Source organism: Bradyrhizobium sp. SZCCHNPS1003 (assembly GCF_032381555.1).
In the GTDB taxonomy this organism is placed as follows: domain Bacteria; phylum Pseudomonadota; class Alphaproteobacteria; order Rhizobiales; family Xanthobacteraceae; genus Bradyrhizobium.
In genome coordinates, this window is record NZ_JAUHIU010000014.1 from 115,068 (window position 1) to 136,708 (window position 21,641).

The 21,641-nt window shown below is 64.9% G+C and carries 16 protein-coding genes, 1 tRNA gene and 1 pseudogene; 12 read left to right on the forward strand and 6 right to left on the reverse strand.

Annotated elements, in window-relative coordinates; all coding sequences use genetic code 11:
- Nucleotides 1-272 precede the first annotated feature (272 nt).
- Nucleotides 273-1,436, forward strand: coding sequence for a hypothetical protein (locus QX126_RS23140; RefSeq protein ID WP_315783887.1), 1,164 nt, complete (start codon nucleotides 273-275; stop codon nucleotides 1,434-1,436).
- Nucleotides 1,437-1,478: 42 nt separating this feature from the next.
- On the opposite strand, the gene QX126_RS23145 is transcribed toward QX126_RS23140, so the two are convergent.
- A complete protein-coding gene (locus QX126_RS23145; RefSeq protein ID WP_315783889.1) occupies nucleotides 1,479-2,930 on the reverse strand; it encodes a HAMP domain-containing sensor histidine kinase in 1,452 nt (483 codons plus the stop codon).
- Between the two features lie 5 nt (nucleotides 2,931-2,935).
- Nucleotides 2,936-3,607 carry a response regulator transcription factor gene (locus tag QX126_RS23150; RefSeq protein WP_315783891.1) on the reverse strand — a complete coding sequence of 224 codons (672 nt, stop codon included), beginning with the start codon at nucleotides 3,605-3,607 and terminating at the stop codon, nucleotides 2,936-2,938.
- Nucleotides 3,608-4,075: 468 nt separating this feature from the next.
- Here QX126_RS23150 and QX126_RS23155 point away from each other — a divergent pair, with 468 nt between their 5' ends.
- Nucleotides 4,076-5,632 (forward strand): glycosyltransferase family 39 protein, encoded by a 1,557-nt coding sequence (locus tag QX126_RS23155; protein WP_315783893.1) that lies wholly within the window; start codon nucleotides 4,076-4,078, stop codon nucleotides 5,630-5,632.
- A 108-nt stretch (nucleotides 5,633-5,740) separates the two neighbouring features.
- Here the strand turns inward: QX126_RS23155 and QX126_RS23160 are convergent, their stop codons facing one another.
- Nucleotides 5,741-6,064, reverse strand: coding sequence for a hypothetical protein (locus tag QX126_RS23160; protein WP_315783895.1), 324 nt, complete (start codon nucleotides 6,062-6,064; stop codon nucleotides 5,741-5,743).
- Nucleotides 6,065-6,845: 781 nt separating this feature from the next.
- Between QX126_RS23160 and QX126_RS23165 the strand changes: the two genes are divergently transcribed.
- Both QX126_RS23165 and draG read left to right on the forward strand, forming a co-directional pair.
- On the forward strand, nucleotides 6,846-7,670 hold the full coding sequence (locus QX126_RS23165) for an NAD(+)--dinitrogen-reductase ADP-D-ribosyltransferase (protein ID WP_315783897.1): 825 nt from the start codon (nucleotides 6,846-6,848) through the stop codon (nucleotides 7,668-7,670).
- Nucleotides 7,671-7,682: 12 nt separating this feature from the next.
- Entirely contained in the window at nucleotides 7,683-8,573 is an 891-nt protein-coding gene (gene draG / locus QX126_RS23170) for an ADP-ribosyl-[dinitrogen reductase] hydrolase (RefSeq protein ID WP_315773658.1), read from the forward strand.
- An 87-nt stretch (nucleotides 8,574-8,660) separates the two neighbouring features.
- Here draG and hisC read toward each other — a convergent pair whose 3' ends face one another.
- Nucleotides 8,661-9,728 carry a histidinol-phosphate transaminase gene (hisC, locus tag QX126_RS23175; RefSeq protein WP_315775592.1) on the reverse strand — a complete coding sequence of 356 codons (1,068 nt, stop codon included), beginning with the start codon at nucleotides 9,726-9,728 and terminating at the stop codon, nucleotides 8,661-8,663.
- A 317-nt stretch (nucleotides 9,729-10,045) separates the two neighbouring features.
- Here hisC and QX126_RS23180 point away from each other — a divergent pair.
- From QX126_RS23180 to QX126_RS23215, 8 genes and pseudogenes are all read left to right on the forward strand, one after another.
- Nucleotides 10,046-11,403, forward strand: a pseudogene (locus QX126_RS23180) (tyrosine-type recombinase/integrase).
- A gap of 455 nt (nucleotides 11,404-11,858) precedes the next feature.
- Nucleotides 11,859-12,152, forward strand: coding sequence for a helix-turn-helix domain-containing protein (locus tag QX126_RS23185; RefSeq protein WP_315773686.1), 294 nt, complete (start codon nucleotides 11,859-11,861; stop codon nucleotides 12,150-12,152).
- A gap of 12 nt (nucleotides 12,153-12,164) precedes the next feature.
- Nucleotides 12,165-14,180 carry a hydrogenase 4 subunit B gene (hyfB, locus tag QX126_RS23190; protein ID WP_315783899.1) on the forward strand — a complete coding sequence of 672 codons (2,016 nt, stop codon included), beginning with the start codon at nucleotides 12,165-12,167 and terminating at the stop codon, nucleotides 14,178-14,180.
- A complete protein-coding gene (locus QX126_RS23195) occupies nucleotides 14,171-15,124 on the forward strand; it encodes a respiratory chain complex I subunit 1 family protein (protein WP_315773651.1) in 954 nt (317 codons plus the stop codon). Before hyfB ends, QX126_RS23195 begins: the two co-directional genes overlap by 10 nt.
- Nucleotides 15,125-15,126: 2 nt before the next feature.
- Nucleotides 15,127-15,792, forward strand: coding sequence for a hydrogenase-4 component E (locus QX126_RS23200; protein ID WP_315734917.1), 666 nt, complete (start codon nucleotides 15,127-15,129; stop codon nucleotides 15,790-15,792).
- A complete protein-coding gene (locus QX126_RS23205) occupies nucleotides 15,792-17,240 on the forward strand; it encodes a hydrogenase 4 subunit F (protein WP_315735705.1) in 1,449 nt (482 codons plus the stop codon). The genes QX126_RS23200 and QX126_RS23205 overlap by 1 nt, the downstream gene beginning before the upstream one ends.
- Nucleotides 17,241-17,245: 5 nt before the next feature.
- Entirely contained in the window at nucleotides 17,246-18,757 is a 1,512-nt protein-coding gene (locus QX126_RS23210; protein ID WP_315783901.1) for an NADH-quinone oxidoreductase subunit C, read from the forward strand.
- 14 nt (nucleotides 18,758-18,771) lie between these two features.
- Nucleotides 18,772-19,299, forward strand: a complete 528-nt coding sequence (locus tag QX126_RS23215) for an NADH-quinone oxidoreductase subunit NuoB (RefSeq protein ID WP_315734919.1) — start codon at nucleotides 18,772-18,774, stop codon at nucleotides 19,297-19,299.
- A 199-nt stretch (nucleotides 19,300-19,498) separates the two neighbouring features.
- Here QX126_RS23215 and QX126_RS23220 read toward each other — a convergent pair.
- Nucleotides 19,499-19,575, reverse strand: a tRNA-Arg gene (locus QX126_RS23220).
- 269 nt (nucleotides 19,576-19,844) lie between these two features.
- Nucleotides 19,845-21,320, reverse strand: coding sequence for a HAMP domain-containing sensor histidine kinase (locus QX126_RS23225; RefSeq protein WP_315734920.1), 1,476 nt, complete (start codon nucleotides 21,318-21,320; stop codon nucleotides 19,845-19,847).
- Nucleotides 21,321-21,641: the final 321 nt, after the last annotated feature.

Sequence of the window (21,641 nt, forward strand, 5' to 3'; positions counted from 1 at the left end):
CATTCAGCGCGGGGCATGCGACGTTTCGACACGCACGCAGTACGATCGTTCTCCGCCGAACTCGGCCTGTGATCGAGGATTCGGCGCGCTGAGCGCCGGTCCTTGATCGCGGCACTTGATCACGCTGCTCCTGCACCGCATTTTCAGCACAGCCGTGAAGCGGGCCGGGCGACTTTGCAGCATCTCGCTGATCGCCACCTCACGGCCAAACTTCGGCCGGGATCGAACTGCTAAGTCCACTGTCAAGTTAGAATGTATCGAGGAAGCGTTCGGTGAATCGTGTCGCGCGCGTAGCTGTTGGCGCATTCGTATTTGCATGTGTTCTGTCATCCGTCGTGGCGCTGGCTGGCAGCGCCCGGGCGCAGCAATTGCCGCAGCGCCCGCCGACCGGCGGCGCCGTCGGTACGCTGCCGGACCGCGAGGCGCTGAACTCCGGCACCGTCACCGTGATCACCGCGCCGATCGGCGGGCCGATGTCGGTCATGGGCTCCGACATGGCCGCGGTGCTCGACGAGGGCGAGAGCCTGCGCGTGCTGCCGATCCTCGGCAGGGGCTCGGCGCAGAACCTCATCGACATCATCATGTTGAAGAACATCGACATGGGCTTCGTCACCACCGACGCGCTGGAATTCGTGAAGACGGAATACAACATTCCAGACATTGCCCAGCGCGTGCGCTACATCGCGCAGCTCTTCCACAACGACGTCCACATCGTCGCGCGGCGCGAGATCCGCTCGCTGGAGGATCTCAATGGACGGCGGGTGTTCGCCGAGCGCTCGATCGGCCTGCCGGCGGCGCGCACGATCTTCCGCCGGCTCGGCATCCGCGCCGACATCGACTCCCAGACTGATCCGACCGGCGGGCTGCAGAAGCTGATCGACGGCCAGGGCGATGCCTGGATCGCCTCGGTGTCGAAGGACGCGCCGATCATCAAGGGCATCAAGAACGAGGGCGGCCGGCTGCATCTCCTGACGATCCCCTATGACCACGCGCTGCAGGACATCTATCTGCCGTCGTCGTTCTCGTCCGAGGAATATCCGAACCTGGTGCCGCCCGGCACCAAGGTCGAGACCGTCGCCGCCTCGACCGTGCTGATGGTCTACAATTGGCCGGAGAACAGCGAGCGCTATCGCCGCACGGCGCGGTTCGTCGACGCGCTGTTCGGCAAGATCCAGGTGCTGCAATCGCCGCCGCGGCATCCGAAATGGCGCGACACCGTGCTGTCGGCGCCGGTGCAGGGCCTGGTCCGCTTCAAGGCGGCGCAGGAATGGCTCGACGGCGCCCGCACGATGCAGTCGCCGGGCCAGGATGCCAACCCGGCCGAATTCCGCAAGTTTCTCGACGAGCGCAAGGCGCAGGCGCGGATGTCGCCGGACGAGGCCGCGAGACTCTACAGCGACTTCCTGAAGTGGCAGCGGAGCAGGGAGCCGCGCTGAGCGCGGGCCGCGCGAGGCTCGCGAGGTCGGGGCGCGGAATCGTTAAACGGAGCGCGGCGGCGGCGCGGCCTTCTCGGCTATGCGGCGGACCGCCGGGATTGCCGCCTCGGCCGCCGCCGGTGCACCGCCCGGCTGAGGCGCGGCAGGCGCGAAGCTGAGCTCGACCGTGGTGCCGCCACCTGGCGTCTCACGCAACGCCACGCGGCCGTGATGCGTCGCCATGACCTGCGACACGATCGAGAGCCCGAGCCCCATGCCGTCGCCATGGGCGCGGCCGCGCTCGAACGGCTGCAGCAGGCGCTCGGGCTGATCGGCCTGCAGGCCGGGCCCCGAATCGATCACGCTCAGGCGCGCCGACGCGTCGACCTCGACGAGAATCGGACCGCCGGCGCCGGCATGCATGACAGCGTTCCTGATCAGGTTGGAGAGCGCGACCGCCAACGCGGGCTCCGAGCCGAGGATCGAGACCGGCGCATCGCATCCGGCGAAGCCGATCTCGAGGCCGGCCTTCAGCGCCATCGGCACATGCTCGGCCGTGACGCGCCGGGCCAGCGCCACCAGATCGATCTCGGTCAGCTCGACCGGCTCCATCGAAATGCGCGCCAGTTGCAGCAGCATAGTGACGATCGACGACAGCTTCTGGTTCTCGCCGACGAGACGTGCCCGCAAGCCAGCATCCGGGATTGCCTCGAGCATGGTCCGCGCATTGGTCAGCGGCGTCCGCAGCTCATGCGCCGCGTTGGACAGGAAGTTGCGCTGCGCCTCCGCGGCATGATCGATGCGCGACAGGGCGCGATTGAACGCGGTGACCAGCGGCAGCAATTCCGCCGGCGCGTCCCGCTCGGGCAGCCGTCGGCCGTCCGGCACGCCGTCGATCATCTCGGCCGCGCGCGCCACCGCACGAACCGGGCGCGCGATCAGCGTCGGCACGAACACCAGGGCCGCGAATACCGTCACGACCAGCACCAGGATGATTGGAAGCGCAACGACCGTCGCGTCGGTCAGCGTGCCCAGCATCAGCTGCGTCGACGTATAGGCGACGCCGCCGGTCTCGATCCAGACCTCACCGACCGGCGTATTCCGAACGGCCGTCATGCGCTTGAAATTCCGCGTCTCGCCATCGATCGCATAGGCCAGAAAGCTGGTGCCGTCCTGCGACGACGGAGGCTTGTGCGGACGCCATTTCGGAATCGGCCCGTAGCTGACCTCGCCGCTCTTGTCGGAGACGACGTACCAGAATGTCGCGAAATCCTGGATGATCTTGTCGAGACGCGACGTCTGCTTGATGAGCAGCTTGCCGCCGGCATCGCGGGATACGGCCTCCTTCAGCGCATCGGCGACGTCGGCGGCGCCCCATGTGCCGTCATCGTCGCCGCCGAACCGGATCAGCAGGGCGGCCGCGCAGATCAGCATGATGGTGGTGACCACCCCGATCAGCGTCGCCGAGAGCAACGTGATCGAGCGGCGGATACGGCTGAGCTTCTGCCACCTCACCTGCGTCACTCGCCGCTGAGGAGATAGCCGAGGCCGCGCACCGGCCTGATGGCGGCCCTGCAATTGGCCTCGCGCAGCCGGCGGCGCAACCGCGAGACGTGGGCCTCGATGGCATTCGACTGGATCTCGTCCTCAAAGCCGTAGGCCGCGGCTTCGAGCGTCTCGCGCAGGACCACCCGCCCGCTGCGGCGGACCAGCGCCTCAAGGATTGCCAGCTCGCGCCGCGGCACCACGATGGGCACGTCCTCGACGCAGACGGCGCGATTGACGATGTCGTAGCTCAGATTGGCGATGGACACCGTCGCGCCGCGGTCGAGAAACAGCCGGCGCAGCACCGCCCTCGCCCGTGCCACCAGCTCGATCGGCTCGAACGGCTTGGCGACGTAGTCGTCGGCGCCTTCGTCGAGCGCACGCGCGATGTCGGCGGGGTCATCGAGCGCGGTCAGCACGACCGTCGCCGGGCTCGGCTTCTGCTGCCGCAGATCCGGCAACAGCGCCAGCCCGTCGCCGTCCGGGAGGCCGCGGTCGATCACCACGAGCTCAAAATTGCGCACGGCGATCGCCGCACGCCCTTCGTCGAGCGTCGTGACGATGTCCGACGAGCCGAACGCCGTCGCGAGCGCATCCCGCAGCCAGATCCCCAGCTGGGGGTCATCCTCAACGACCAGAACGCGCACGCGATTCTCCCGCATCATCGACAATCGGCTGTTCCTATCATTACGGAGGGATTACAATAGGATTACGTCGGCGGTGTTCTGATACTTTTGTTTGATCGCGCAAGCGAAGTTGACTCGTTCTGCCAGCGCCGATCGCGCGCAGCTCATATACTCCACGCTGCTGGCGGGCACTGGCCCTATCGCGACATCTCCGATTGCAAGCTGAACCGCTTCTCGGCTGGCGCGATTGCGGTCGTATGACGTGCCCCGCCGCGATGATCCGTTTTTCCATCGGCCGGCAAGCCGGCGGCGTCAGCCTTTCGTAATCGTCTTGGCCGAGACTGGCGCACTCAAACAAACGCCGAGGATTCGCTCGCATGGAGCCTGCCGCATGATCGACCGGACACACCGGACGGTCCGCCCCCAATTATCGGCCGCGGCCGCTCACCGAACGTCCCGTTCGACGCACCATTTTTGATGCACACCGGCATGTTCCACGAGTTTGCGTTCTCGACCGTCGCTGAACGGTCGGACAGCCATCCGGCAGCCTGGCGCATTCCATTCCTGCGCTGGCTGGACGGCATCGAGGCCGGCTGGGCGGTGCCGCTGCTGCTGACCTGCTTCGTGGCCGTGTGGACGGCCTATCTCTCGATCGCCTATGCCGGCGCCGGCCTGCATCCCGACGTTCTCGAGACCTGGACATTCGGACGGCAGTTCGCCTGGGGCTACGACAAGCATCCACCGCTGATGGGCTGGATCGCCGGCGCCTGGACCGCCGTCTTCCCTCTCTCCGACTGGTCATTCCACCTGATGGCGATGACCAATGCGGCGCTGGCGCTGTGGTGCGTCGATCTCGTCTCGCGCCGTTTCGTCACTGGGGACAAGCGGGTGATCGTGCTGCTGCTGCTGATGCTGACGCCGGCCTATCAGTTTCACGCACAGCGCTTCAACGCCAACTCGGTGCAGCTCGCGACGTGGCCGCTCGCCACCTACTGCTTCCTGCGCGCGTTCGAAACGCGAACACTGCCCTGGGCGGCGGCCGCCGGCCTGACGGCCGCGCTCGCGCTGCTCGGCAAGTACTACTCGATCTTTCTGGTGATGAGCTTCGCATTCGCCGCCATGGCGCATCCGCAGCGACGCGCCTACTTCACATCGGCATCGCCGTGGATCTCCGGCGTCGTGGGCCTCGCCGCGCTGTCGATGCATCTCGACTGGCTCGTCGCCAACGATGCGGCCCCCATTCAGTACGCGCTGCTGCACGCCAGGTCCAACCTGTCCACGTCGTTACGGGATTCCCTGTTCTTCCTGCTGGGGCTCGCGGCCGCGATGGCCGTGCCGGCCGCGACCTGGCTGATCGTCGCCGGCGCCAGGATCAGGTCTTTCTCCACGGAGATGGCCACGCTGAACGACGGCCTCCGGCTGTTGTCATATATCGCCATCGGCACGCTCGGCCTGCCCGTCATCAACGCGCTGGTCATGGGCACCGACCTGCCGTCGCTATGGGCGCTGCAGGGACTGTTCCTGTTCGTCGTGGTCGTCGTCTGCGCCACCAGCTATCCGATCGCGCGCTTTCATACCGTCAACATCGCGGTGCTGACGGCCGGGATCGCCGTCCTGGCTGCGATCGTTGCGGCGCCGCTCCACGCCTTCTATCGCAACAAGCACGGCTATGAGGAAGGCCGTACCTTCTACCAGCAGACCGCGCGGGAAGCGACGCGACAATGGCGGGAGTTGACGGGGAAGCCGCTCGAGCATGTCGGCGGCACCGAGAGCCTTGCGCTCGCAACCACCTTCTACAGTGCCGATCATCCCGCTTACGGTCTGCCCACCACACCCCACCAGACCGGTGCGGACTCTGGCAGCGGAGGCTGGATTTCGCTGTGCTTCCGCGACCAGGCGGATTGCATCGCCGCCGCGGAAGCGGCGGCCGCCGGATCCGGCAATTACGTCAAGCGCGAGTTCGCGGTGCAGGCCCGGCTGCTCGGCTGGACGGGATGCACACGGACTGTGGTCGCATTCCTGGTGACACGGCCGAGGGAGCGATAGGTCGAGGCAACGCTGGACGCGGCAGCCTCGTCACCGCATCCGAACGTCCGGATCGAGGGCAAGGCCCCGCATTGGCGGGACCTTGCGTCGTACGCTCGGGCGGCGGTCTCAGTCGTTGTCCCAGGATCCGTCGGAATAGCCGTCCCGGTAGCCGGACACATAGCCGTCGCCATAGTTGCCGTATTCCGCGTCGTACTCATAGACGCGGTGACGACGATAGACGACCCGCGGCGGCGGACAATCCTCGTAGCTGTAGACATAGGTGGGCGCGGAACGGGCGGTTGCCGCAGACCCGATCAGGGCTCCGATCGCCAGACCTCCGACGACACCGGCCGCCACCGCCGCTCCGCGGTTGCCACCGGCATTGGCCGGCGTCGCGATCGTGCCTGCCATGGTCGAGGCCACGATCATAAGCGCGCAAATTCGTTTCATTGGGTTCTCCTTGCGATCAGCTCAGCCGTCGCTGCGGGAGACTCGCGGCCGCGGCTTACCGGATCATTACAGACGCAAGACGATGCGACCAACATGTGAGCGCGAGTGTCACCACGAGGTCCATCATGGCAGGCCGTTCGGACGTGTGGGGCTGGGACACAAACCGAACGGCCCGCTCACTGGACTCCGACGACGTTCGAAGCCATGCGGCGCCAGATCATGATGGAAGGTGCCGCAGGTGGGACGGAGCCGACCTGATCAGGCCGGGCTTTCGGGTCTGCGGCGGCGCTCCAATGTCCTTCCGATCGAACACCACATCGAGAGACGGCGAGCCATGGCTCATCGTGACACGCTGTCGATGGCGAAACCGATGTGATGCCGCTCGTAAGGACGCATTGAAGCTAGCGTCACGGCCTTACCGCAGCATTACAGTGGACGCAGATGACGCGGGCATCTCACCCGTGGACGGCCGGGAAGAATTCAACGCGATCGTGCTGATTGCCCTCCGTGCTGACACACTGCGCGCGATCGAGCAGCCGGTTTCGAATAGATCGAAGACAACGCTCTCGGCAGGCGCGCTCGATGCACTTCACAGACGAACCGCTCCGACAGCGCAACGGCGACGCAGTTGCCTGCGGGCGATTTCGAAGGCGCCAAGCGGCGGGGTTGCGGTGGTCATGGTAGCACCGGCTGGGGCGGTTGCAGCTGACAATCACAAGCTCTCCGCCATGTCAGTACCGACGGCTTCCCTTACACTGCGCGACCCGGCATCATGCCGGCCATGAACGACGCAGCACAGCGCGCCCGCCGCGGCATCGGCCATTCGACCAACCTCGTGGGGCGTCCTTCCGAGTGGCTGGCGAGCGCTGCCTTCAACGAGGCGGCGGTGCCGCTGCACATCTGGGGCGTCACCGAGATGAACCCCAGCCTGTTCACGATGCTCGATCAGGCCGAACATCTCGCCGAAGCCGGCGAAGCCTTCACCACCTACATGATGGCGATGTTCGGCCTCGATCCCGAGCAACGCGCCGCGACGTCCGGCGGCCAGCGGCGTTTCCGCTCGTCCTTCCTGCGGCTGATCCAGGGCTGGGGCTTCGACAGCAACGGCCCGGAAGGCGCCGTGCTCAAGGGCTGGGTCGAGAGCCGGTTCGGCCTCGGTCCGTCCTACCACAAGGAGATCATCGAACGCGTGGCAAGCCGGGCCTGGACGACCTATGTCGAGGAGAAGATGTCGAGCCGCTTCCACAACAATGCGATCTGGGTGCAGCTCGATCTGCTGTTCGAATTCTGCCAATGGGCGATGCGCCGCTTCGCCTTTCCAGGCGAGACGCATCTGACGCTGCATCGCGGCGTCAATTCGTTCGACGAGCATTGGATCGTGGCGCGAACAACGCGGCGCGAGGCGGTGGTCCGGCTCAACAATCTCGTCTCGTTCTCCTCCGACCGCGACACCGCCGGCTGCTTCGGCGACATGATCCTCACCGCGCACGTCCCCGTCAGCAAGATCGTGTTCTTCAACGGCCTGCTGTCATCACATGCGCTGAAGGGCGAAGGCGAATACCTCGTGATCGGCGGCGACTACCGCGTGAGCGTCGACTATGTGTGAGCGGATCGCAGCATGACCGCACTCGATGTCGAGGAACGCGCGCTCGCGGCCTATCTCGGCTTTGCCATCGGCGACGCGCTCGGCGCCACCGTCGAGTTCATGACCCGAGACGAGATCGCCGCGCAATATGGCGTGCATCGCGACATCATCGGCGGCGGCTGGCTGAAGCTGAAGCCGGGCGAGGTCACCGACGACACCGAGATGTCGCTGGCGCTGGGACGCTCGCTGATCCGCAATGGCGGCTTCGACGCACGCGACGTCTGCGAGGAGTTCGCGGCGTGGCTCCGGACCGGGCCGGCCGATGTCGGCAACACCTGCCGCCGCGGCATCCGCCGCTACGTCATGCGCGGCACGGTCGAAGGTGTCTACGCCGAAGGCGACGCCGGCAATGGCGCGGCGATGCGCGTACTGCCAGTGGCGCTCGCGACGCTCGAGGCACCGGACAACGCCGAGACGTGGACGCTGGCGCAGGCGCGCGCCACGCACCATCATCCGCTGTCGGACGACGCCTGCGTTGCGCTGGTGCGCATGACTCATGCCTTGCTGCAGGGTGAGGGCCAGGACGCCGTCCGCCGCGAAGCCGAAGCTCTGATCGGCAAGCACCGCGCCTTCAGCTTCGTCCCCTACCCCGGGCAGAGCTCGGCCTTCATCGTCGACACCATGCAGACCGTGCTGCACCACTATCTCGCCATCGACTCGTTCACAGAATGCCTGGTGCAGACCGTCAACCAGGGCGGCGACGCCGACACGACGGGCGCTCTCGCGGGCATGCTGGCCGGCGCCACCTATGGGCTGGCGGCGATTCCTGCGCGCTGGCGCGACAGGCTCGACCGCGACGTGGCTGCAGCCATTCACGCGCAGGTGCCGCGGCTGCTAGAAATCGCGCGCGTGCTTCGGGTCTGATGTCTGGGACCAATGGCATCCAGGCTTCGCAGAGTGTGCCGGTCGTGGCGGATCGGCTCCGACCGATCGTCATCTCAGCCACAACTCTCAACCATTCTGCGCCAACACCTCGCGCAGCGCGTCCGTCAGCCGCGCGAGCTCCGTCTCCGAGCCGATGGTGATACGCAGATAGTCCGCGATCCGCGGGGCGGTGAAATGGCGGACGAGCACGGCGCGCTGACGCAAGGCCGTGGCCAGCGCCTGGCCGGAATGATCAGGATGACGGACGAAGACGAAATTGGCGCTGGACGGCAGGACCTCGAAGCCGAGACGGGCCAGCGCGGCGGTGAGGTCGGCGCGGTTCTTCATGATGACCGAGCGCGCCTGCTGGAAATGGGCGTCGTCCTCGATCGAGGCGATCGCGCCGGCCTGGGCGGGCCGGCCGAGCGGGTAGGAGTTGAAGCTGTCCTTGACCCGCGTCAGGCCTTCGATCAGGCCGGCGGCGCCGATCGCGTAGCCGACGCGCAGCCCGGCCAGCGCGCGCGATTTCGACATCGTCTGCACCACCAGCAGGTTGGGATGCTCGGAGATCAAAGGGATCGCAGTCTCGGCGCCGAAATCGACATAGGCCTCGTCGATGACGACGGCCACATCGCTGTGGGCAGCAGCCAACCGTGCGATCTCGGCACGCGACAGCGCAATTCCGGTCGGCGCATTCGGATTGGCCACGATCACGGGGCCGGGGCGGTCGACATAATCGTCGATACGCACGCGCATCTCGGCATCGAGCGGAACGGTCGCGTAATCGATTCCGAGCAGCCGGCAGTAGACCGGATAGAAGCTGTAGGTCACGTCAGGGAACAGCAGCGGCGCAGGTTGCTTCAGGAGCGCCGCAAATGTATGCGCGAGCACCTCGTCGGAGCCGTTGCCGACGAACACCTGCTCGGGTGAGACCTTGTGATAGGCCGCGAGCACCTCGCGCAGCCGCGTTGCCTGGGGATCTGGATAGAGCCGCAAGGTGTCGGCAGCGGCGGCCCGTATGGCCTCGATCGCCTTCGGCGACGGCCCGAACGGGCTCTCATTGGTGTTGAGCTTGACCAGGCCCGGGATCTGCGGCTGCTCGCCAGGCACATAGGGCGACAGCCCATGAACGAGCTCTGACCAGAAGCGACTCAAGATTGTTCTCCTGCGCGCCCGAGATCCGCCAATCGACGCATCGACCGGAACTGATGGACGTGCGAATTGAACGTGCTGTGGTTCATCGGCGAATGGCGCGCCCGGAACGATTCGAACGTCCGACCCTCAGATTCGTAGTTCAAAAACATTGCTTCGCCACGCTATCCGACTGTACGCCACAGCGCAACGATAGACGCAAAAGTCCTTAATTTCGAGCCTTTTATCGCACATCCTCCCTACAAGGTCAGGGTCGAACCGTCGAACTCCCCGATTTTCCAAAACCGTTTGAAAAACCGTTTTTGTTTCGGAGCGCTCCGATGGCCGATGTCCGCCTCCTGCTGACCGACAAAGAAATCGCTCGCCTGCCGACCCCGAGGAAGGGCTGGTATCTGGCGCGCGACACCGAACTGAAGGGATTCTTCGTCGTCGTCGGAAAGCGAAAACGAACCTTTACCGTCCAAGGCGACCTTCGCGAGGACGGCAAGCGAGCGACGTCGATCCGGGTCGCAATCGGCGACGTCAAAGAACTCTCGACAAGGACGGCCCGAGCGACTGCCAAGGAATATCTTGCTCAGATAGGCCGGGGTCAGCATCCCAAGGCCGGGTCGAAACCGAGTCGCGTCGCGGCCAGCGGGGATAGCCCGACCGCGCATCAATCCGGCGGCATCACGCTCAGGCAAGCGTGGGAGCGATATCGCGACGCCCACATGATTGGGAAAGGCCGTAGCGAGCGCACAATCGAGAGCTATCGGGATCACGTGGAACGACTCTTCATCAAATGGCTCGATACGCCATTGGAAGATTTGGGCCGCCACCCTGCAAAGGTGGTCGAGAGACATGACGAAATCACCAAGGAGAACGGGCCATATATTGCGAATGGAAGCATGCGCACTCTCCGGGCCATCTATTCCCACGCCCGAAAAGCCAACAAGACCTTGCCGCCCGATAATCCCGTCGGGGCTATCGACTGGGATGGAGAGAAGCGACGCGACACCGGAATGGGGCCCGGTGATCTGAGGGCCTGGTTTTCCGAATTGCCGGCTTTGGACAATCCGATCCGCCGTGAATTCCATCTCTTCACGCTGCTTTCGGGATGTCGGCCCACCGCGTTGCAGGAAACCACTCCGGGCAATATCGATTTCAAGAGACGGATCCTGCACATTCCCAAGCCCAAGGGCTGCGCGAAGCGGGCCTTCGACATCCTCTATCTCGGGAAATGATCCGCTGCCTGATCCGAGTCATGCGTTTCGGACATCAGATGCATCCGTCGCACGCCCGCCAATGGATATTCCCGGCCGACAGCGTGTCGGGGCACATCGTCGAGCAGAAGGAAGATCGGGCCACGCTGTCGAAATGGGGTAACGATCTACGGCAGAGCTTTCGCACCATCGCCGCCGCAGCCGGCGTGTCGGAGTTCGATGCAAAGCTGCTGATGAACCACGCAATTCCCGGCGTGAACGCAGGCGACATCACTCGCCCCAAGCTGCTGGAGGATCACCTACGACGCCAACAACAAGCAATCAGCAGTACGGTATTTGCGGCATCGAATGCGAATAGCCCAAGTATCCGTCGGTGGCTGAAATCCACCAACTCGCAACTTCTCAACCCACATGCCAATGTTATCGCTGACGACATTCGCGGGCAACAAGGGCTGAAGTCAGCGATCGCGGAATAGCAAGAGCGCGCTCCGTGGGAGAGAGGTGCTTAGTGTCGGCTCCTAGACGCGCGAAACGCGTGTAGCGATCCGCTCTTCTGCATAGATGACGGCACAAGCTCCCCTGTGGCGGAGAGAGTATCAGTCAATCTCCATTGAAAGAGAACGCATTTTCGTTCTTCCCCGACCCAAACCCACCGATTGAGCTACGGCCGGAGAATAGGGTTTCGCCCCCGACAACGACCTGTTCCACCAATAATCCGTCATCGCCGAAAGTCCATCAAGCGAGTCGATCAATGGCCGGCCTGCAATACGCACCCTCCAATGCGTTGATGCCTGGGACAAAGTCCTCGGCAAATGAGGTCTCGAACATCAATATAGCTATACAAAACAACTTCATTGGTATAATTGATCGAACAGCTAGCACTTTTACGTGCAGTATTGATGCACAAAATATCAGTACTGGCATCTCGACGATGATCACCGCAGCACAGCTCCGCGCGGCCAGGGCGCTTCTTGACATCGACCAGCGCCAGCTTGCCGAACTGTCTGGCCTTTCGGTCCCCACGATCCAGCGCATGGAAGCGAGCGAAGGCGTCGTGCGCGGCAACGTCGATTCCTTGATGAAATTGATCGAGGCGCTGATCCAGAGCGGCATCGAACTGATCGGCGACGGAGCAGCCAGTCAGACCGGAGGCCGCGGAGTCCGGCTCAAGGAGCCCGCACTCTCCGACTCGCGCCACGTGAAGGGTATGGCGAAAAGGGCATAGGATCCAATTCAGATGAGTGTCGTTGCATTCCTCATGCTCTGCGCAGCGGCGATGTTGGGGGTTGCGCTGTTGGCGGTAGCCATCGCGCGCGCGTATGCGGCGACTCGCATCATCTACGGCGCCATGCTGGCGCTGTGCAGCGCGGCGACGGTTTTTTCGCTTCTCGCGCTTGCCGGCCATGCCGGCGCCCCGACTGACCTCGTTCTGCCGCTCGGCCTGCCCTGGATCGGCGCACACTTCGCGATCGATGCGCTCTCGGCCTTCTTTCTCGTTGTCGTGAATATCGGCGGCGCCGTGGCAAGTCTCTACGCGCTCGGCTACGGCGCGCACGCGGAGGAGCCGCATCGCGTGCTGCCGTTCTTTCCGGCCTTCCTCGCCGGAATGAATCTGGTCCTGCTGGCGGCCGATGCCTTCAGCTATCTGTTGTCCTGGGAGTTCATGTCACTGGCCTCCTGGGCGCTCGTAATCGCGCATCATCGCGATCCCGAGAACAGGCGCGCCGGCTACGTGTATCTGATCATGGCGAGCCTCGGCACGCTCGCGCTCCTGCTCGCCCTCGGCCTGCTCGCCGGGCCAGGCGGCAGTTACGACTTCGAGACGATCAGACATGGCGTGCGAACGCCGCTGACGGCTGCGATGGTCCTCGTACTGGTCCTGATCGGTGCAGGATCCAAGGCCGGGCTGGTGCCGCTGCATGCCTGGCTGCCGCTTGCGCATCCGGCGGCGCCAAGTCACGTTTCGGCTCTGATGAGCGGCGTGATGACGAAGGTCGCGATCTACGCCTTCATCCGCATCGTGTTCGATCTTGCCGGCGACCTGCCCTGGTGGTCGGGCGCGCTGCTGCTCGCGATCGGCAGCCTGAGCGCAGTCCTCGGCGTGTTGCAGGCCCTGATGCAGGACGACGCCAAGCGGCTGCTCGCCTATTCGACCATAGAAAATATCGGCATCGTCTTCATCGGGCTCGGCCTCGCGCTGTCGTTCCGAGCCGACGGCATGAATGCGGCGGCCGCGCTGGCCATAACGGCGGCCTTGTTGCACGTGCTCAACCATTCCCTCTTCAAGAGCCTGCTGTTCTTCGGCGCCGGCGCGGTGCTGACCGCAACCGGCGAGCGCGACATGGATCGTCTCGGCGGATTGATCCACCGCATGCCGGTGACGAGCTTCCTGTTCCTGGTCGGCTGCATGGCGATCTCGGCGCTGCCGCCACTGAACGGTTTCGTATCGGAATGGCTAACCTTCCAGGCCGTGCTTCAGAGTCCCGACCTGGCGCGATGGTTGCTGAAGGTCATGGTCCCGGCGGCAGGCGGCCTGCTCGCGCTCGCAGCAGCGCTGGCGGGCGCGACCTTCGTCAAGGCCTTCGGTATCACCTTCCTCGGCCGTCCACGCAGCACGGAAGCGGGACAAGCAACGGAGGTGGACCGCTTCTCGCTCTCGGCCATGGCGACACTTGCCTTGCTCTGCCTGATCACCGGCATCGTTCCGGGCTTCATCATCGATGCCATCGCCCCGATCACGCACCAGCTTGCCGGCACGGCGCTGACGCCGCAGGGGAGCCGGCCCTGGCTCACGATCGTGCCGGAGGCCGAAACCGGCAGCTCCTATAACGGCTTGCTCGTCTTTCTCTTCATCACCACGTCCGCGCTGCTGGCGGTGTGGGCCATCCACCGCTTCGCCTCGCACGCGATCCGCCGCGGCCCGGCATGGGATTGCGGCTTTCCCGATCCCAGTCCGCTGACGCAGTATTCCGGCTCGAGCTTTGCCCAGCCTATCCGCCGCGTGTTCCTGGCGCGGACTCCTGTCACGAGTGAAGAGGTCACCATGCCCGCGCCCGGCGACACACGCGCCGCCCGCTTCACGCTGACGATCGCCGATCCGGTGTGGGACTGGCTCTACGAGCCGGTTGCCGGCGCCGTCGAACGCGCCGCGCTCCAGCTCAACAAACTGCAATTCCTCACCATCCGCCGCTACCTCAGCCTTGTCTTCCTCTCCCTCGTGCTGCTCTTGCTGGTGCTGGCGATATGGAGCTGATCTCCGCCCTTCTCGTTCAGGTCTCGCAGATGATGCTGGTGCTGCTGGCGGCGCCGCTGCTGACCGGCTTCATCCGCAAGGTGAAGGCGCGTCTCCAGCGCCGCCGCGGCCCGCCGATCGTGCAGCCCTATCGCGATATCCTACGGCTCCTGAAGAAGGAGGTCGTGGTCGCGGACAATGCCTCGTGGATATTCCGCGTCGCGCCCTATCTGATCTTCGCGGCGACCTGGGTCGCCGCCGCGCTGGTGCCGACCTTCGCCAAGGGTTTGCTGTTCAGCTGGTCCGCGGACCTCATCGCCATCATCGCGCTGCTCGCCAGCGCGCGGTTTTTCCTCGCGCTCGCCGGCATGGATATCGGCACCGCCTTCGGCGGCATCGGGGCGAGCCGGGAAATGATGATCGCCTCGCTCGCCGAGCCGGCCATGCTGCTGGTCGTCTTCACCATGGCGCTGGTCGCGCACTCGACGCAGCTCTCGGCCGTGGCCGATCTGTTCGCCTCGGGCGTCGGCCTGCGTGTCTCGCTGGGCCTTGCGATGGTCGGGCTGATCATCGTCGCCATCGCCGAAAACGGCCGCGTTCCGGTCGACAACCCGGCGACCCATCTCGAACTCACCATGGTGCATGAAGCCATGGTGCTGGAATATTCAGGTCGCCACCTCGCCATGATCGAACTCGCCGCCGCGGTCAAGCTGCTGCTCTACATCTCGCTGATCGGCTGCATCTTCGTGCCGTGGACGCTGGCTGCGCCCAGCGCGAGCACCGCAAGCCATCTGACCGGATTCACCGGCTATCTCGCCAAGCTCACTGTGTTCGGCTTTCTGCTCGGCGTGTTCGAGACCGCCATTGCGAAGATGAGGGTGTTCCGCCTACCGGATTTCGTCGGCGCTGCCTTGATGCTCGGCCTGCTCGGCACGCTGCTGTTGTTCGTATCGAGGAGCCTCTAGCAATGGCGCACGGACTGACATTCGACGTCGCGCACCTGTTGGCGGGCAGCCTGTTGCTGGTCAGCTTCCTGATGATCACACAGCACCGGCTCTATGCCCTGCTCAACGCCTTTGCGCTCCAGGCCGTGCTGCTCGCGATGTCGGTCGCCTGGCAGGCCCACGTCCAGAGCGCGCCGCATCTCTATGTCACCGCCATGATCGCGCTGGTCTTCAAGGCCGTGGTCGTGCCGGTCGGGCTGCATCGCATCATCCAGCGGCTCGGCATCCATCGCGAGATCGAAACCGTGATCGGTTCCGGAACGACCATGCTGACCGGCATGGGACTGGTCGCGCTCTCGATGACGGTCATGCTGAAGGTCACCCCCGCCGCCGATCCGCTCGCGCGCGAGGACCTCGCCTTCGCGCTGTCGGTCGTACTGCTCGGTCTGTTGATGATGGTGAGCCGGCGTAACGCCGTGAGCCAGGTGGTCGGCTTCATGTCGCTTGAAAACGGGCTGGTGCTCGCAGGCACCGGCGCGCGCGGCATGCCGCTGGTAGTCGAGATCAGCGTCGCCTTCTCGATCCTGATCGCCTTCTTCGTGATCGGCGTCTTCCTGTTCCGGATCCGCGAGCGCTTCGATACCGTCGATGTCCAGGCGCTGGATCGCTTTCGCGGAGAGCGCCGATGATGTTGTCCACCAACGAGGGCGTCGTCCTCGTCACCGTCATTCCGGTCGTCTCGGCCGCTGTGCTGGCCCTGCTTCCCGGCTATCGGCTGTCCGCGCGCCTCAACGTGCTGGCGTCGGGGTTGACCTTCGCGGCCTCGCTCTCGATGTTCTTCGCCGATCACATCCAGCCCGGCTCTTACCTGTTCGTCGATGAACTCAACATCGCGTTCATCGTGCTCAATACCTTCGTCGGCTTCACCACCAGCGTGTTTTCGGCAAGCTATATCGGCCACGAGCTGGCGACCGGGCGGCTGACGCCTGCATACTTGCGTTTCTACCACGCCATGTTCCAGGTCATGATGGGCGGGATGAATCTCGCGCTGACCGCCAACAATATCGGCTTGATGTGGGTCGGCATCGAACTGGCGACGCTGACGACCGTGCTGATGGTCGGCATCTACCGCACCCATGAAGCGCTCGAAGCCGCCTGGAAATATTTCATTCTCGGCAGCGTCGGCATCGGGCTCGCGCTGTTCGGTACCATCCTGGTCTACATGGCTGCGCTCCCCGTGGTGGGCGAAGGCATCAACGGCATGGTCTGGACGGTGCTGGTCGCGCATGCCTCGCAGTTCGATCCGGCGCTGATCAACGTCGCCTTCATATTCCTGCTGCTCGGCTACGGCACCAAGGTGGGGTTGGCGCCGCTGCACGCCTGGCTGCCGGATGCGCATGCGGAAGGGCCGACGCCGATCTCCGCGGTGTTGTCCGGCCTCCTGCTCAACGTCGCACTCTACGCAGTGCTTCGTTTCAAGATCGTGCTGGCAGCCAATCCGAGCGCGGTGGCTCCTGGACCCCTGATGGTGACACTCGGTCTGGTGTCGCTGGTGTTCGCCGCCTTCATGCTCTACCGGCGGCGCGACATCAAACGCCTGTTCGCCTATTCCTCGATCGAGCACATGGGGATCATCACCTTTGCCTTCGGGATGGGCGGCCCGGTCGCCAATTTTGCGGGGCTGCTGCACATGGTGATGCACAGCCTTACCAAGTCGGGAATCTTCTTTGCCGTTGGCCATGTCGCGCAGATCAAGGACACGCAGAAGATCGCCGATATCCGCGGCCTGACCGCGACCCATCCGGCGCTCGGCTGGAGCCTCGTGATCGGTGTCGTGGCCATCGCCGGATTGCCGCCGTTCGGCGTCTTCATGAGCGAATTCCTGGTCGTGACCTCGACCTTCGCGCGCGAGCCACTGCTTGCCATCCCGCTCGTGTTCGGCATCCTGCTCGCGCTCGGCGCGCTGTTCTATCATCTCAACGGTATCGCCTTTGGCGTGCCGACCGGAAGCACTGCACCATCGGATGCCTCCTACATGCCGATGATCGTGCATTTCGGTCTCGTGCTGATCGCCGGAATCTTCCTCCCGCCCACGCTCGTCACGTGGTTCCGGCACGTCGCCGATATTCTGGGGTGATCGCAATGGGCCTCGACGAACTCCTGCGCCAAGGCGAGCTTGCATCGAGCCCCTGTCCCTGGCCGCGCGCCGTCGTCGGCGTCGCGACCTGGAACGAGGCGATCGCGGGACTTGCCGGCGCCGACTGGGAACTGCTCGGCCTTTGGGGCGAGGCGGATCGCGTTCACATGGCGCTGCTCGATGCGCCGAAGACTGTGGTCGGCATCGTCACGCTCGATTGCCCGACCCGCCGCTATCCGTCGGTCGGTCTGCACCACCCACCGGCACTTCGGCTGGAACGGACCATCCGCGATCTCCGCGGCCTGGAGCCGCAGGGCCTGCCGGACCCGCGCGCCTGGCTCGACCACGGCAATTGGGACCTGCGGCATCCGCTCGCTGCGAAGCCCGAGCCGACGCCGATCGACAAGACCTATGCGTTCCTTCCCGTCGAAGGCGACGGCCTGCATCAGATTCCGGTCGGCCCGGTCCATGCCGGCATCATCGAGCCCGGCCACTTCCGCTTCACAGCCAACGGCGAGACCGTTGTGCGGTTAGAGCCTCGGCTCGGCTATGTGCACAAGGGTATCGAAGGCCTGATTGCGGGCGCGAACCTTGCGAAGGCGGGCAAGCTCGCAGCTCGCGCCTCCGGTGACAGCACGGTCGCCTACGGACTGGCCTTCGCGCGCGCGGTGGAGGCCGCGTTGGGGGTGGAAGTTCCGCTGCGTGCGCACCATCTGCGCGCGCTGATGGCGGAGCTGGAACGTCTCGCCAATCATCTCGGCGATTTCGGCGCAATCTGCAACGATGCTTCCTTCGCCCTGATGCTGGCCCATTGCGGCGTGTTGCGCGAGAAGGTGCTGCGCGGCGCGGGCAATGTTTTCGGGCACCGCCTGATGCGCGACTTGATCCTGCCCGGCGGCGTTGCGACCGATATCAACCAGGGTGGCATCCAGGCGATCCGATCGCTGGTGAGCGATATCCAGGCACGCTTCCCGGCCCTGGTCGAACTCTACGACAACACGGCCTCGCTCCAGGATCGCACCGTCACCACGGGCACGGTGAAGGCCGATCTCGCCCGTCAATACGCGCCCGGCGGCTTCATCGGCCGCGCATCGGGCCGCGCCTTCGACGCGCGCAAGCATCTTGCCTACGCGCCCTATGACAAGCTCGCCTTCGAGATTCCTGTGCTTGAGGCCGGCGACGTCAACGCGCGGGTGTGGATTCGCCTTCGCGAGATCGAGCAGAGTCTAGGGCTCGTCACCCAATTGCTGGAGCGGATGCCGCAGGGCGAGTTGCGGATCGATCTGCCCATGGCCGGCGAGGTTCGCGAGGGCATGGCGCTGGTGGAGGGTTTTCGCGGCGACATCCTGGTCTGGCTCAGGCTCAATGCCGACAACAGCATTGCGCACTGCCATCTGCGTGACCCTTCCTGGTTCCAATGGCCGCTGCTGGAGGCCGCGATCCAAGACAACATCGTTGCCGATTTCCCGCTCTGCAACAAATCGTTCAACTGCTCCTACTCGGGCCACGACCTCTAGGGACGTCCATCCAGATGAGAAAGCTGCTGTTCCAGAGTCTCGTGCAGATGCCGTTGACGGAGCCGGCGCCGTCGGCCGACGACCGGGCACTTGCAGAAGTGGGCGCTGCGCTGGAGCGGGCGGCCCGCCGGCGCCTTGGCCGGTCGCTGTCGATCCGCGAGGTCGACGCCGGCTCCTGCAACGGCTGCGAGCTGGAAATTCATGCGCTCAACAACGCCTATTACGATCTCGAACGCTTCGGCCTCCGCTTCGTCGCCTCACCGCGCCACGCGGACGTGCTGCTGGTGACTGGGCCGGTGACGAAGAACATGCGCATGGCGCTGGAGCGGACCTACAACGCAACGCCAAATCCGAAGTGGGTCGTGGCCGTGGGCGACTGCGCCCGCGACGGCGGGTGCTTCGCCGGCAGCTATGCCGTGGTGGGGGGCGTGGGAGAGGTCGTGCCGGTCGATCTGCATGTCCCGGGGTGCCCGCCCGCTCCGCTCGAAATTCTCCGCGGGCTATTGGCTCTTCTCGAACGCGTGGCTTCGGCCACGCCATAGCCATCTCGACGGCTTCGATGATTTATAGGACCTCAGAGGCACTGGCGGAGAGAGTGGAATTCGAACTCCCGTTAATTCTCCGATCTGGATGCAATCCTTTGCCAGGAGCGGCACCGTCCACAAGCATGCATGTCGCACACCAAAACCGTTTTAGTTTTCAAATCTCAAACGGTGACTTTAGCTAAGTCATTGATTTAAATGGCGCGCCCGGAACGATTCGAACGTCCGACCCTCAGATTCGTAGTCTGATGCTCTATCCAGCTGAGCTACGGGCGCGTTTTTCGCGTTTGGCAGGCTCCGGGCCAGGGGCCGGATCCCGGAAGGCCGGGGCGGCAAATGCCGGCAGGCCTCGCGAAGGGCCTCTGACTAACGGCTCGGAGACCGCTTGGCAAGGCTGGAGCGGGACAATTTGCGACCATTTTTCCGCAGACGCGCTGGCGCGGTTCGGTAGGGCCGGAGCGGACGGGCTTCGTTCCGGCACGCCCGGAGTTCCGGGCTCGACGCCTGCGGCATCGCCCCGGAATGGCAGGTGAGGCCGGTCCGGTTCAGGCGCTGGCGCGCTCGGTCCAGAAGGTCTGCAGCTCGACAGGGCGGTCGGGAATCGTGATTCGGAAGGTGGCCCCCAGGGTCCCTTCGACCAGCTGGATGTCGCCATCATGGGCCCGGACCAGCTCGGCCGCGATCGCAAGGCCCAGCCCCGAGCCGCCCGGACGACCGGCACCACGGAAGGCCTCGAACAGGTGCTCTCGCACCTTCGCCGGGACGCCGGGACCCGTGTCCGAGACCTCCAGGATCGCCACCCCGCCCTCGCGGCGGCCGGTGATGCGGATCTGGCGCACGCCGGCATCCGCCGCGAGGCTGTCCAAGGCCTGGGCGGCATTGCGCACCAGGTTGAGCAGCACGCGGAACAGCTGGTCCGGATCAGCATCGATCTTCAGCCCGCGCTCGATCGCCGCGATCCACGTGATCGAGGCATCCGGCGACAGGCCAGCGGTCTCCCGCACCTCCGCCACCACCTGCTCGACCGCCACCATGCGGCGGTCCGGCGCCGGCTCCTGCACCTTGCCGTAGGACAGCGTCGACTGGCAGAACGCGATGGCGCGCTCCAGCGAGCGCATCAGCTTCGGCGCGAAGCGCTGCACCCGCGGATCGGGAACGCTGGCGAGCTGGTCCGACAGCAGTTGCGACGAGGCCAGCAGGTTGCGGAGGTCATGGTTGATCTTGGACACGGCGAGGCCGAGGGCGGCGAGCCGGCTCTTCTGATGCAGCATCGAGACGAGGTCGCGCTGCATGTCGGCGAGCTCACGCTCGGCGACGCCGATCTCGTCGGAACGCTGGCTCGGCACGATGATTCGCGCCACGCTCTCCGGATTTTCGTGGAAGCCGACGAGGCTCGCGGTGAGGCGCCGCATTGGCCGCACGAACAGGAAATGCAGAGCAAGATAGACCAGCGCCGCGGTCAGCACCGCCAGCAGCAGCGACACGCCGAGCAGATTGCGCGAGAAGCGATACATCGCCTTGCGCAACGGCTTCTCGTCGGTCACGACCTCGATGAACTGGGCGCGGCCCGGCGACGGCCCGATCACGCGCATGGTGTGATCGCCGGTCTCCGTCATCATCGTCAGCGAGTTCACGATCGACGACCACACCGTCATGTCGCGCATGTCGAAGTCGTGGTCGATCGAGGCGGGCAGGTCGGCGCTGGCGAGCAGGCGGCGCTGCTGGCCCATCTTGATGGCGACGCCGCGCGCGTTGATGGAGGTGAGGATCTGCCGCGCCAGCGAATCCGGCACCATGCCGGACGGCGCGGCATCAAGCACCAGCGCAGCGGTATTGGCGGCCGCCAGGCGATCGTTGAGCCGGTTGGTCCAGAAATTGGCGATCGCCGGCACGTAGATCAGCACCTCCGCGATCATCACCAGCGGAATGGTCAACAGCAGCAGCTTTCCAGACAAGCCGAGCCGGCGCGACCTTTTCGGTCGCAGGCGCTCCAGGATTGGCTGGTTGTCGCTCTCGGTCACGTATCGCCCTTGTAAGAGACACCCCCACCCTTACGGGACCGCAAGATGGGACTGCACCGGAGTCCGGTCAAATTACGGATCGCTCATGTTCCGGTTTCCAAATCGTTCATAATGGAACCCAAAACTGCACGACCTCTGACGTCTTCAACCCCGCCGTGCGGAGGCTATTCTTGCCCTCGTCCTGCGCCCAGGGTCTTGCGTTCTCGTCTTGCTTCGTCTCATTCGCCATGCCGACCCGGTGACGAAGGTCTTTACGAGATCACGGCGCCGTCGATCGCCTGCACCGCCTAGGACGCCTTGCCGCGATTGACGAAGGCGGGA

What these genes read in the sequence shown, in the direction of transcription:
- hyfB (WP_315783899.1), top strand. Translation starts at nt 12,165, where the DNA reads ATGAGTGTCGTTGCATTCCTCATGCTCTGCGCAGCGGCGATGTTGGGG.
- QX126_RS23155 (WP_315783893.1), top strand. Translation starts at nt 4,076, where the DNA reads ATGTTCCACGAGTTTGCGTTCTCGACCGTCGCTGAACGGTCGGACAGC.
- draG (WP_315773658.1), top strand. Translation starts at nt 7,683, where the DNA reads ATGACCGCACTCGATGTCGAGGAACGCGCGCTCGCGGCCTATCTCGGC.
- QX126_RS23195 (WP_315773651.1), top strand. Translation starts at nt 14,171, where the DNA reads ATGGAGCTGATCTCCGCCCTTCTCGTTCAGGTCTCGCAGATGATGCTG.
- QX126_RS23165 (WP_315783897.1), top strand. Translation starts at nt 6,846, where the DNA reads ATGAACGACGCAGCACAGCGCGCCCGCCGCGGCATCGGCCATTCGACC.
- QX126_RS23215 (WP_315734919.1), top strand. Translation starts at nt 18,772, where the DNA reads ATGAGAAAGCTGCTGTTCCAGAGTCTCGTGCAGATGCCGTTGACGGAG.
- QX126_RS23205 (WP_315735705.1), top strand. Translation starts at nt 15,792, where the DNA reads ATGTTGTCCACCAACGAGGGCGTCGTCCTCGTCACCGTCATTCCGGTC.
- QX126_RS23200 (WP_315734917.1), top strand. Translation starts at nt 15,127, where the DNA reads ATGGCGCACGGACTGACATTCGACGTCGCGCACCTGTTGGCGGGCAGC.
- QX126_RS23160 (WP_315783895.1), bottom strand. Translation starts at nt 6,064, where the DNA reads ATGAAACGAATTTGCGCGCTTATGATCGTGGCCTCGACCATGGCAGGC.
- QX126_RS23210 (WP_315783901.1), top strand. Translation starts at nt 17,246, where the DNA reads ATGGGCCTCGACGAACTCCTGCGCCAAGGCGAGCTTGCATCGAGCCCC.
- QX126_RS23185 (WP_315773686.1), top strand. Translation starts at nt 11,859, where the DNA reads ATGATCACCGCAGCACAGCTCCGCGCGGCCAGGGCGCTTCTTGACATC.